The organism is Burkholderia sp. BCC1640 (genome assembly GCF_902833125.1).
GTDB lineage: Bacteria > Pseudomonadota > Gammaproteobacteria > Burkholderiales > Burkholderiaceae > Burkholderia > Burkholderia diffusa.
Map to the genome: position 1 here is coordinate 1 of NZ_CADFEF010000060.1, position 12,759 is coordinate 12,759.

A 12,759-nucleotide genomic window follows, 5' to 3' on the forward strand; every position below is an offset into this window, starting at 1 on the left:
GGCCTCAGCTCGACCGATAGCACGGTGGCTTCGCTGTCGACCTCTACGTCGACCGGCCTCTCGTCGGCAACCAGCTCGATCAGCTCGCTGTCCACGTCGACCTCGACCGGCATCAACTCGCTGTCCACCGGCCTCAGCTCGACCAACAGCACGATCACGTCGTTGTCCACCTCGGCCTCGACCGGCATCAGCTCGCTGTCCACCGGCCTCAGCTCGACCAACAGCACGATCACGTCGCTGTCCACGTCGACTTCGACCGGCATCAGCTCGCTGTCCACCGGCCTGAGCTCGACCGACAGCACGGTCACGTCACTGTCGACTTCGACCTCGACCGGCCTCAGCTCGCTGTCGACCAGCCTGAGCTCGACCAACAGCACGGTGCTGTCGCTGTCGACCTCGACTTCGACCGGCCTCAGCTCGGCAACCAGCTCGATCACGTCGCTGTCCACCTCGACGTCGACCGCGATCGAAGCCGCGAAGACGCACTACTACAGCGTCAACGACAACGGCACGCAGCAAGGCAACTACGCCAACAACGGCGCGACGGGCGTCAACTCGCTGGCAGCCGGCGTGAACGCCAGCGCGGCGGGCGCCAGCAGCGTCGCGGTCGGCGACGGCTCGAACGCACAGTCGACCGGCGCGGTCGCCATCGGCCAGAACGCATCGGCCACCGGCGGCAAGGCGGTGTCGATCGGCTCCGGCAACACGGCGAGCGGCGACGGCGCGGTCGCGATCGGCGACCCGAGCATCGCAACGGGCACCGGCGCGGTGGCGATGGGCGCGAACGACACGGCGACCGGCACCGGCGCGGTGGCGCTCGGCAACGCGAACACGGCAACCGGCAACAGCGCGCTCGCCCTCGGCAGCTCGAACCAGGCCACCGCGGACAACACGATCGCGCTGGGCAACAAGGCTGTCGCGAGTGCGACCGGCGCCCAGGCCTACGGCTCGGGTGCGTCGGCCACCGCCGCGGATGCAGTCGCCTTCGGTACGAACGCACAGGCCAATGTCGCGAACTCGATCGCGATGGGCGCGAACTCGACCACGGGCAACGCCGTCGGCGTGTCGAGCGTCACGGTCGGCGGCATCACGTACCCGGTCTACGGCACCTCGCCGGTGGGCGTCTTCAGCGTCGGCGCCCCCGGTGCGGAACGCCAGATCACGAACGTCGCGGCAGGCCAGGTATCGGCCACCAGCACGGACGCGATCAACGGCAGCCAGCTCAACGCGACGAACCAGGCGGTCAACAGCCTGTCGACGTCGACCGCGTCGAACATCTCGTCGCTGTCGACCGGCATCGGTTCGCTGTCCACGGGTCTGAGCTCGACCAACAGCAACCTCACGTCGCTGTCCACGTCGACCTCGACGGCGATCAGCTCGCTGTCGACGGGCCTCAGCTCGACGAACAGCAACCTCACGTCGCTGTCCACGTCGACGTCGACCGGCATCGGCTCGCTGTCGACCGGCCTGAGCACGACGAACAGCACGGTGGCCTCGCTGTCGACCGGCGTGACGAATCTCGGCGATCAGGTGAACCAGTTGTCGAACACGATCAACAACAACACGACGCGCACGTTGAACAGCACCGCCGTCGCGGCCGACATGACCGGCACCGGCTCCGACCGGCCGACGGTCACCGCCGGCTCGAACTCGGTGGCGATCGGCGCGAATTCGAACGACGGCGGCCGTTCGAACGTGGTGTCGGTCGGTAGCGACACGCAGCAGCGCCAGATCACGAACGTCGCGCCGGGTACGCAAGGCACGGACGCAGTGAACGTGAACCAGCTGACGCAGGTGCAGACGACGCTGTCGACGGCACTGTCGGGCCAGCAGGCGCAGATCAACTCGCTGGGTTCGCAACTGCAGCAGACCGACCAGATGGCGAAGCAGGGTATCGCGGCCGTCGGCGCGATGGCGTCGATCCCGCAGCTCGATCGCGACGCCAACTTCGGGATGGGTGTCGGCACCGCGTCGTTCCTGGGTCAGAAGGCGATGGCGGTCAACATGCAGGCGCGCATCACGGAGAACCTGAAGGCGTCGATCAACGGCGGCTTCAGCGGCGGTCAGAAGGTGATCGGCGCCGGCATGCTGTACCAGTGGAAGTAACGCGTCGCGCCGCCACGCCGCCGGCTCACGAGCCGGACGGCGGCGGGCGGCCCCGACGGCAGGACGAGCCCGCCGCGCAACGCGTGGCGGGCTTCAGTCAACCCAAGCATTGAGGACGTAATCGTGAACAAACTCGCTCTTGCGCTCGCGCTTTCCGCAACGGCCCTCGCCGCGTGCTCGACCGCATCCGGCCCGACCTTCAGCGCATCCGAACTGCAGCCGCGCGACGGCGTGCGCACCTTCCAGGTGGACTGCCACGGCCTGCTGTCGGGCCCGCAGACCTGCATGAAGGCCGCCCGCAAGATCTGCGGCGACCAGCCGGTGCGCACCGTCGACTCGGCCCGCGCGCTGCGCGACGGCTCGGATCCCGCGACGCTCGTATTCCAGTGCGGTGCCGCGCCGGCCGCGGCAGCGTCGGCCGCCGAGCCGGCGCCGGCCCCCGCGCCCGCGGCGGTCGAACATGTGAACCTCGCGGGCGACGCGCTGTTCGCGACGGGCCTGGCCACGCTCACGCCGGCCGCGCGCGCATCGCTCGACAAGCTGCTGAGCGAACGCGAAGACCGCACGTACACGCAGGTGACGGTCACCGGCCATACGGATTCGGTCGGCAGCAACGCCGCCAATCTCGCGCTGTCGAAGCGCCGCGCGGAAACCGTCGCAAGCTACCTGAAGGCGCACGGGCTGAAAGCGCAGTCCGTCTCGGTCACGGGCCGCGGCAGCACCGATCCGGTCGCGTCCAACGCGACGGCCGAAGGCCGCGCGAGCAACCGCCGCGTCGAGATCTCGCTGCAGCGCTGAGCAGCCGGCCGTCGCGGCCCGGGCGCCCCCGCGCCTGCGCGCGACGGCCCTCGCCGGCAGGGCGCGGTTGCCCCGCCGGCACCCTGCCGAGCCCGTCGCCCACGCTTCGCCGGGGCCCCGGCTCCCGTGCCGGCGGCTATGTCAAAGTTCGTCAGCCCCCTCCACAAAGCGGCGCCTTCCGTGCCACAATCGCCGCAGACAGCTGCCGGAGCGTTCCGACCGCGTCGCGCGCCGTGCCAGACCCGCCCGACGACACTCCGGAATCCTGCGGCCGCCTCGCGATCCGCGCCGCTCGACGCACATTCCAGTGCGTGCCGGCGCGAACGCGACCACGACAATCCACGGCGCGCCGTTTCGCGGCCACGGCCGAACGCACGACGCCGCAGAGGAAACCAACCGGTGACGGACATCAATCAAGCCGCCTCGGGCGGCACCCGCAAGCAACGGCCGGCCGTCGGCATCTCGCTGTTTGCGCGGGACGGCCAAGCGATCTGGGAAAACGGGATTCACCAGAACATCGCGTTCCTCGCGATGATGCTCAAGCGCTCCGATCGCGTCGGCCCCGTCTATTTCCTGAACGGCGGCGACGCCAACGCACTGCCGACCGGCCTCGACCTCGACGGCCTCGACGTGCCGCTCGTGAAGCCTTCCGACGTCACGCACGAACTCGACGTCGTGATCGAGATGGGCGCGCAACTGCCGGTCGAATGGCTCAGGCACATGAAGGCGCTCGGCAAGAAAATTGCCGCGTTCTTTTGCGGACATGTCTACGCCGGCCTGTGCGAAACGCCGATCTTCGGCAAGCCGTCGGGACACGTTTACAACGGTGCGCCGTTCGACGAGGCGTGGCTGCTGCCGCAATACGCGAAGACCGGCGCGCCGATGCTGCAAACCCTGCTGCGCGCGCCGGTACACCTGATGCCGCACATCTGGTCGCCGTACTTCCTCGATCGCCGCATTGCCGCGCTGGCGAGCGAAGGCCTGACGTTCGGCTATCGGCCGGGCCGCCGTCCCTGGAATCTCGCCACGCTCGAGCCGAACATCTCGGTCGTGAAGTCCTGCCACTACCCGATGCTTGCGTGCGACGAGTTCTACCGCGCACAACCGGACGCGGTGCAGCATCTGTTCGTCGTCAACTCGATGCAGATGAAGGCGCATCCGACGTTCGTGCATTTCGCCAACAGCCTCGACCTCGTGCGCCAGCAAAAGGCGACGTTCGAGCCGCGCATCGACCTGCCGGGCTTCATGGCGCGCCACGCGGACGCCGTCGTGTCCCACCACTGGGAAAACGCGCAGAACTATCTGTACTACGACGTGCTGTATGGCGGCTATCCTCTGATCCACAACTCGACGCTGCTCGGCGACGCCGGCTACTACTACCCGGATTTCGATTCCGCCGGCGGTGGCCAGGCGCTGCGCGATGCATGGCTGCATCACGACGAGCGGCTCGACGACTATCGTGCGAAAGCTGGCCGGCTGCTGCAGTCGGTCTCGATCGACAACCCCGCGAACCTGGACGCGTTCGTCGCGCGCCTGGTCGCCTGAACCGGAGCATACGCATGTCGGACTCCAAAGCCCGTCAAGCGCCCGGCGAGGGCAAGCGTCTCGTCGTCGGCGTGTCGCTGTTCGTGCGCGGCGCCGGCCAGTCGCTGTGGGAAAACGGCATCTTCCAGAACTGCCTGCTGCTGATCCTGCTGCTGCGCCAGTCGCCGCTCGTCGCGGAAGCCGTGATGGTGAACGGCGGCGAACAAGTCGCCGATCCGCAGATGATGCTCGGCGAATGGGACGTGCCGCTCCTGTCGATGGACGAAGCGCTCGAGCGCTGCGACGTGCTGATCGAAATGAGCGCGCAGTTCGGCGCCGACTACCTGCGCGCGTTCCGCGACCGCGGCGGCAAGCTCGTCACGATGCGGGTCGGCAACGACTACGTGATCGACATCGAGCGGGCGATGTTCGACAAGCCGTCGGGCTTCCTGTTCTCGGGCGCGCCGTACGACGCGGTGTGGACGATTCCGGAATTCGAGCGCTCGTGCCTGCACTACTACCAGACGGGCCTGCGCGCGCCCGTCACGATCGTCCCGCACATCTGGCATCCGATGCTGTTCGACAAGGCGCGCGCGACGCTCGGCGCCGGTTTGTCGTTCGGCTATCAGCCCGGCAAGCCGCGCTGGCGCGTGACGATGTTCGAGCCGAACATTTGCATGGTGAAGACGAGCATCATCCCGATGCTGGTCACGGAAGAGGCGTACCGCGCGAATCCGAAGTTCCTCGAGTTCGTGCGCGTGTGCAATACGCTGCACCTGAAGGACCATGCGACCTTCGTTCACTTCGCGAAGAGCCTCGACATCGTCAACCACGGGATCACGACGTTCGAAAGCCGCTATGCGGTGTACGAGTTCATGGCCGCCTACGGCGACGCGGTGGTGTCGCACACGTGGGAAAACGCGCAGAACTACCTGTACTACGAACTGCTGTACGGTGACTATCCGTTGATCCACAACTCGCCGTTCCTCGGCAAGGCCGGGTATTTCTATCCGGACTTCGATTGCCAGGCCGGCGGCCGCGCGCTGCTGCAGGCGTTCGCCGAGCACGATGCGAACCTCGACGCGTACCGCGAGCAATCGAAGCACGTGCTCGACTCGGTCAGCATCTACAACCCCGACAACGTCGCCGCATATTCCGACGCGATCGCATCGCTCTATCGCGACGCATGACGCGCCGCCTGCTCCGGGCCTCAACATGAACGCACACCCGCCCCTCGCCCGAACCAAATGGCTGATCGGCTGCGCCATCGCGTCGATCGCGATCGGTGCGCACGCGCAAGTCGACGGCGAATCGGCCGACGCGCTGCTGCGCGATGCCGATGCGGTCTTCAAACAACTCGACGCCGGCCAGTACGGCATGGTGTGGAACGACTCCGCCGCGTTCGTGAAGGCGCGCATCAAGCAGGACCAGTTCGCTCTGGACATGCAGCGCGCGCGCCAGTCGGTCGGCATGGTCAGCCATCGCGGCTGGGCGCAGATCACGCGCATTCGCTACACGAATTCATCGTCGATGCCCGACGGGCTTTATGCGAATGTCGACTTTACGACGACGCTCAAGACAGGGACGACTGTGTACGAAAAGCTGAGCTTTCGTCTCGACGACGACGGCCGCTGGCACCTGACCGGCTACGTGCCGCGCCAGTCGCAGAACGACACGCCTTGAACCGCGAACCGTCCACCCGGAGCCGCCGATGAAAATCAATGTCGCGATTACGATGAACGTTCAGCGCGACGCGACGCAGTCGATCTGGTACAACGGCGCAAACCAGCATTGCGTGTACCTGTACATGCTGCTTAAACGCTCGCCGCTGATCGGCGAAGTGTGGCTCGCGCACGACGACGGCATCACCGACTACCCGCAGGCGCTGATGATGGACGCGTTCGGCGACGCGCTGCGGCCGCTGTCGTCGATCGTCCACCAGACCGACCTGCTGATCGAGATGAACGCGTTCATCGATCCGTCGCACACGGACGCGGTGCGCCAGCGCGGCGGCAAGTGCGTGTCGTACCGCTTCGGCAACGACTACGTGATCGCGGTCGAGACGATCAACTTCGAGAAGAACACCTGGCGGCCGAACCCGAACCGCGTGCAGTTCGACGAGATCTGGACCAACCCGCAGCACATGCATACGTGCGCGGCCTACTTCCAGGCCGTGTATCGCGCACCGGTAGTCAACCTGCCGCACATCTGGTCGCCGTACTTCATCGAACGCAGCCTCGACGCCGATCCCGAACTGAAGGCGCGCTTCGGCTATCGCAATCACGGTCCGGCCAAGCGCATCGCGTTCTTCGAACCGAACCTCAACGTCGTGAAGAGTTCGATCGTGCCGATGCTGGCCGCGAATGCGTGCTACGTCGAGCACCCGGAGCTCGTCGAGCACGTGTACATGACCAACACGTTCGACAAGAAGGAAAACGTCGCCTTCAAGCATCTCGCGCTCGGGCTCGAGATGGTGCGCGACGGCAAGGCGACGGCCGACGTGCGCGCGCCGTTCGTCGCGTGGGCCGCGCATCACACCGACATCGTCGTGTCGCACCACTGGGAAAACGGCCTGAACTACCTGCTGTACGACGCGCTGTACGGCAACTACCCGCTCGTGCACAACTCGCCGTTCCTGCGCGACGTCGGCTATTACTACCCGGACTTCGAGATCTTCGACGCGGCGCGCGCGATCGCAACCGCCGCGCAAATGCACGACGCGCGGCTCGACGATTACGCCGCGGCGGCCCGCCGCTGTCTGCAGCAGGTCGACACGCTCGCCGACCACAACGTTCGCGCGTATTCCGAGCAGATCCAGCGCTTGTTCGCCGGGCGCGCGCTCGGCTGAGCGCATCCGTCCGCCATCCGTTCATGAAGCACACCGCCCGCAACTTCGTCGTGGTCGATTCGATCCACGGCCCGTTCGTCATCGACCGGCACAGCACGCGGCAGGCCGACGCGCTGATCAAGACCGGCCGGCCGCACAACCAGGGCGAGCTCGACGCAATCATGCAGGTGATCGACCAGTTGCCCGACGGCGCGATCGCGGTGGACGGCGGGGCGAATGCGGGACTCGTCTGCGTGCCGATCGCGCAGCGCTTGCGCGAACGCGGCGGTCACGTCCATGCGTTCGAGCCGCGGCGCATGCTGTTCCATGCGCTCGGCGGCACCGTCGCGCTCAATCAGCTCGACAACCTTCATCTGCGGAACATGGGGCTCGCGAGCCGCAACGGCACGATGACGGTGCCCGACGTCGACGACGGACGGCCCGCCGACGCCGAACCGCCCGCACATGTCGACGCGCCCGCCGCCGACGGCACGCCCGCCCAGACCGTCAGGCTCGATTCGCTCGGCCTGCCGCGTGTCGATTTCCTGAAGCTCGACATCGATGGAATGGAAATCGACGCGCTGCGCGGTGCACGCCAGTCGATCGAAACGCATCTGCCGTGGTGCTGGATCGCATACCGGGACGCGGATGACGCACGCGTCATCGATACGTTCGCCGGTCTCGATTACACGTTCTACCGGCTCGACGGGCCGAATCTGCTGTGCGTGCCGAACCCGCGCTGGGACCGGCAGCGCCTGTTCATCTCCGGCGAGCCGGTCGGCGGCGCATCCGCTCGCGCACATGACGACGCGCATGCGGGCGAAGCCCCCGAGACCGCCCCGCCCGAAGTGCACTGGAACCGTGCGCTCGAACACGAGGCGCGCTGCGAATGGGGCCACGCGATCGGCCGCTGGCTGCGCGCGCGCGGCCGGGGCCTCGACGACGAGGCGATCGCATTCCAGCTCGCATCGTGTTACGGCTTCGCCGGCGCGCCCGACGCCGGGCTCGCGGCACTCGAACGCATCGGCGATCCGGCCACGCTGCCCGACGCGCTGCGTGGCCGTGTCGAACTCGCGCGCTCGGCGCTGCTGCTGCGTGCCGGCCGGCGCGACGAAGCCGCGCGCGCGACCCTCGCCAGCGAGAACGTGCTGACCGCCGCGCAGTTCGGGCTCCCGATGGAACGGCTCTACGACGGCCAGCCGCTGCACGGCAAGCGGCTGCTCGTGATCAGCTACGGCGGTGTCGGCGACCAGCTCCAGTACGCACGCTACCTGCATGCGCTCGACGCGCTCGGCTGCGCGGCGGTGACGGTCATCGTCCCGGTCGCGCTGGCCGGCCTGATGCGCCACACGTTCCCGCGCATCGAATTCGTCGGCGCGCACGGCGCATGGGCCGACACGTCGCAGCTCGCCCACGACTACTGGTGTTCGTTCCTCGTGCTGGCCGCGCAGTTCGGCTATGCGCCGGCACCGGCCGGCGCGCCGGCCGCGTACCTGTCGTGCCCGCCCGAACGGGAGGCCGCCTGGCGCGAACGCGTCGCGCGCGACGGCAGCGCACCGGGCACGCGCCGCATCGGCCTCAACTGGCGCGGCCGCGACGAAAGCGATGCACGCTTCCTGCGCGCGGCCAGCCTGCGCGACCTCGCGCCGCTCGCGCAATTGCATGGCCATGCCGCGTATTGCATCAACCGCGACATCGCCGCGCAGTCCGAGCCGTCGGATCTGCCGATCACGTTCCCGCATCACGCGATCGGCGATTTCAGCGATCTGGCCGCGCTAATGCTCGCGATGGACGCCGTGGTCACCACCTGCACCGCGCACATCCATCTGGCCGGCGCGTTGGGCGTGCCGGCGGTCCTGCTGCTGAGCCCGAAAGCCGATGCGCGCTGGGAAACCGGCTCGCGTACCGCGCTGTATCCGGGCATCCGGATCGTGCGCGCCGCTCATCCGGGTCAATGGGACGATGCGGTCGATCGCGCGCTCGCGCTCGTGCTCGGCGGATTCGGAAAAGACTGACGGGGCGCTTGCCGGGCGCCGCACGCGCGCGATCGGCGAACGTCAGGCGCGGTGCGCGAGCGGGCGCCAGGGCGGCACCCGGTCGCCGCCGTGCGTGGCGAACAGGCGGCCGTGCCGGCGGCCGATCCGCGCCAGCCCCGCGAAACAGCGGAGCGCGGCACGGCTGACCTGGCCGGCGTGCCGCGCGAGGCTGCCGGATACGCCGCGCGCAATCGCCGAATCGTCGCCGCAGGCGCCCGCAAACACGCCGGCATAGTAGTGCCGCGCCGCGAGTTCGCGGCCGTCGGCGTCGAGCGGCTTCATCCGGCGAATACGATGCGCAACGGCCTTCAGGCCATCGAGATACGGTGCGACGTCGAGCGGCGCATCAGTCGATTCGGCGCCGAACTGCCACAGCATGTCGGCCAGTTCGGCGATCGCGACGAGTTCGCGCGCATCGACCGCCTGCGTGCCCGTTCCGTGCCCGGCCTTCTTCGTCGCCGCCATACCCACGCCCCTTTGCAATCCTTCGTTGCCCGATGCCGGCGCGCCGCGCCCGCGCCGCGGCGTCATGCGGCGGCCGGCGACCGCCATGTAAAGCGGATGCCCTGCGCCCAGGCGACGCCGGAATCCAGGATGATCTGCCGGTCGATCTCGTTCTCCACGCCTTCGACAACGACGTGCCGCGCGCTTTCATGCGCGAACGCGATCAGCCGGCGAAACTGGTAACGCCCGATCGCGTTGCGCTTGATCAGCGACAGGACGGACCTGTCGAGCTTCACGATATCGGGGTTGCCGACCACCAGGTTGTTCAGCGCGCTGAAGCCGACGCCGAAGTCGTCGATCGCGACGCGGCACCCGGCCTGGCGAAACCGGTTCACGAACGACCGGCCCGCGACGGGATTCAGCGGCCCCGTCTCGGTAATCTCGACGACCAGCCGCGCCGCGACCGACGGCTCGCGCTCGAGCCGCCTGAAAATGGCCAGCCACGCGTCGTCCACCACCGCACTCATCGCCGCGACGTTGCAGCCGTATACGGCATTCGGATCGGCGCGCAGCGCGTCGATCGTCCGGCCCACCACGAGGCGGTCGAACCAGCGCATCAACCCGAGCGATTCGAGGCGCGGCAGGAACGCGAGCGGCGGCAATGCATCGCGCGATCCCCAGCGCAGCCGCGCGAGGCATTCGTGATACAGCACGCCGCCCGACAGGTCGGCGCGGCAGACCGGCTCGCGCGCGAATCCGAGCCGGCTTTCGACGAAACTGCGTACCGACGCAAGGTCGGGGTGATCGTCATGCGCGCCGAACACGAGATCGATCTCGTCCCGATTCGCAACGCTGTTCGCCTCCAGGCGAGGTTCGACCGCATTCATCCGGCGCTCCGGCAAATGTCGGACCGCCGATGACGGCCCGCGCTCTCGATACATATGGCGCGAGCCGACCACGACACGCGCCACCGCCTACCCGGCCCATCCTCTTGTTTTGATCTTTTCCGGGAGCGTACTTTTTATTTCAGCGCGCCGTCAAACCCGATATTGTCAACGATATTCAAATACGGGAAATACACCACGCGGGCACGTCGACAACAGTGCGGCAGATTACACAAAATCATCCGCAAAGCGCCAATCGATATCGTTTATTTTGATCCAATCGAACATCACTCGGCGAATCGATTTACCGCGTGACTCGTTTCAAAAATCGGACGTTCGATATTTTTGTATGACAAATAACCGCCAGAGAAAACTGCGCGGGCTCGACGCCCGGATTTCGCCACAGCCGCCCGTACATTGTGCCGCCGATGACTCGACAGGGCACATTCGGTCTCCGCAGAATTGAATTCCGTTGTTTCAAACGATATTGATAATGATCGAATATTAATCATACAAGTCAGAGGCGATAATATCCGCCCGAATTATATGACCGCCGTCGATTGAAAGATGTTTAACAATCTTTCCGACTCGTTAACCTCTAAAATAATTTCTGACGGACTTCCCTCGGAGCCGTCAAATTCGTGCCTTCAAAACCGTCGAATCTTCCCCGGTTCGACGGTTTCTTTTTTAATGGCATCATTTCTTCAGACATTAACCGGAGACAATCCGGACGACGGCTGGCGGCACGCGCAACTCACGCCGCCGTCGCGCCGATCAGGTTCGCGAGCAGCGCATCGTATTCGGCGACGAGCGCGGGGTTCGCCGACGTATAGCGGCCAAGGATCTCGCGCTGGCGCCGCGTGTACCCTTCCCAGTCGTCGTCGTGCGTGTGCAGCGCGTGCAGCAACGCCTCCGCGCCCTTCTGCACGTCATTATCCGGGTAGTAGTAGCCGAGATCGGGCGCGAGGCTCGCGTTGTGCACGAGCGGATAGCCCTGCCAGCACACGTCGAAATAGAAGTAGTTGAGCGGGTTCGACCATTGATGCGACACCACGATGTCGGTCAGGTCGGCCAGGAACAGCGGCGTGTCGAAGCGACCGACGAAGCTCGCCTTGCCGGCGCGCACGATGTCCAGGTAGTTCATCAGCATCACGAACTCGGGGCTGTCGTGCGCGAGACGGTCGGCGTTCGTCACGTGCGCGAAGCAGATCGCATCGGGGTCGCGGCGATACGCTTCGTCGATGATCAGCATCGGGTACACGCAGAACTTCACGACGTTGTGGTTCGGCTCCATCACCGTGAGGCGCTTGCCCGGCTCGCTGCGCGGGCGGTACTCGCCGTGCCCGGGCAGCGATGCCGCTCGCGCGTCGAGGAACATCGGATCCCACACGAACGGCACGACGCGCCCCGGGCAGCGGCGCAGCGACTGCAGGAACGGCAGCGACGACGGCGCGATCTGCGGAATCGCCCACACTTCGTCGTAGCCGCGGTTGATGAACAGGGAATCCCACAGCCGGCGGCCGAACAGCATCGATTCCATCGCGTTGATGTACTCGACGCCGCAGCAGTAGCTGACGATCTTCGCGCCGCGCGCCTTCAGGTAGGCCGTCTGCGCGGCGTCGATCTGGCCGCCGAGTTCGATCACCACGTCGAGCGCATCCTTCATGTCCGCGAACGCACGCGTGTCGTACACGGTGCGATCCCACGGCAGCGCATCGGTCAGCGGCACGTCGGTCGTGTTGACCAGCGTCACGCGGTAGCCGTGCGGCGACGCCATCAGCAGCTTCGCGAGAAACAGCGCGTTCTGCTTGATGCCGTTGATCCACAGGCTTTCGTCGGGGGTGCGCAGACCGATCGTGATACCGATGCGCAGGCCGTTCAGGACAGGAGACGTCATCGTCGGCGGGATGGGAGGTTGAATGGACGCAGTGTAGCGCGCGGCACGCGGCCGCGCGAGCAATCCGCCAGTCTAGCGGAGCGCCGGCCGCCAGACTGTCATGCATGGTCATACGCGCAGCGCTTTCCAATGGAACAGGAGCCTGGACGAGGGTCTGCACTGGCTCTTGCGTAGCGCTTTCGGCGCGTTTCCAATGCAAAAGAGCCTGTTGTTGGCCCGACACGCGCGAGTTGACCGACACCG

At 66.6% G+C, this 12,759-nt stretch carries 10 protein-coding genes; 7 read left to right on the forward strand and 3 right to left on the reverse strand.

The features are described 5' to 3' along the window. From HWX25_RS31965 to HWX25_RS31995, 7 genes are all read left to right on the forward strand, one after another. On the forward strand, positions 1–2,106 hold a 2,106-nt coding region (locus tag HWX25_RS31965), incomplete at its 5' end, for a YadA-like family protein (protein ID WP_175912558.1). A 123-nt stretch (positions 2,107–2,229) separates the two neighbouring features. Further along, positions 2,230–2,904, forward strand: coding sequence for an OmpA family protein (locus HWX25_RS31970; protein ID WP_059818567.1), 675 nt, complete (start codon positions 2,230–2,232; stop codon positions 2,902–2,904). A 399-nt stretch (positions 2,905–3,303) separates the two neighbouring features. Beyond that, a complete protein-coding gene (locus tag HWX25_RS31975; protein ID WP_059818566.1) occupies positions 3,304–4,449 on the forward strand; it encodes a DUF2827 domain-containing protein in 1,146 nt (381 codons plus the stop codon). Positions 4,450–4,463: 14 nt separating this feature from the next. Further along, positions 4,464–5,618, forward strand: coding sequence for a DUF2827 domain-containing protein (locus HWX25_RS31980; RefSeq protein ID WP_175912560.1), 1,155 nt, complete (start codon positions 4,464–4,466; stop codon positions 5,616–5,618). Between the two features lie 25 nt (positions 5,619–5,643). After that, positions 5,644–6,111 (forward strand): DUF4019 domain-containing protein, encoded by a 468-nt coding sequence (locus HWX25_RS31985; RefSeq protein WP_175912562.1) that lies wholly within the window; start codon positions 5,644–5,646, stop codon positions 6,109–6,111. 28 nt (positions 6,112–6,139) lie between these two features. Beyond that, positions 6,140–7,276 carry a DUF2827 family protein gene (locus tag HWX25_RS31990; RefSeq protein ID WP_175912564.1) on the forward strand — a complete coding sequence of 379 codons (1,137 nt, stop codon included), beginning with the start codon at positions 6,140–6,142 and terminating at the stop codon, positions 7,274–7,276. A 23-nt stretch (positions 7,277–7,299) separates the two neighbouring features. Continuing rightward, the gene (locus HWX25_RS31995) at positions 7,300–9,270 is read left to right on the forward strand and encodes an FkbM family methyltransferase (RefSeq protein WP_175912565.1); all 1,971 of its coding nucleotides are present in this window, start codon (positions 7,300–7,302) and stop codon (positions 9,268–9,270) included. Positions 9,271–9,312: 42 nt separating this feature from the next. On the opposite strand, the gene HWX25_RS32000 is transcribed toward HWX25_RS31995, so the two are convergent. The 3 genes from HWX25_RS32000 to HWX25_RS32010 form a co-directional block, all read right to left on the reverse strand. After that, on the reverse strand, positions 9,313–9,756 hold the full coding sequence (locus HWX25_RS32000; RefSeq protein WP_175912567.1) for a hypothetical protein: 444 nt from the start codon (positions 9,754–9,756) through the stop codon (positions 9,313–9,315). Positions 9,757–9,818: 62 nt separating this feature from the next. Beyond that, positions 9,819–10,622 (reverse strand): EAL domain-containing protein, encoded by an 804-nt coding sequence (locus HWX25_RS32005; RefSeq protein WP_059818561.1) that lies wholly within the window; start codon positions 10,620–10,622, stop codon positions 9,819–9,821. A gap of 751 nt (positions 10,623–11,373) precedes the next feature. After that, positions 11,374–12,516: a DUF2827 domain-containing protein gene (locus tag HWX25_RS32010; protein ID WP_059532481.1), complete on the reverse strand. Its 1,143-nt coding sequence runs from the start codon at positions 12,514–12,516 to the stop codon at positions 11,374–11,376. Positions 12,517–12,759 lie beyond the last annotated feature (243 nt).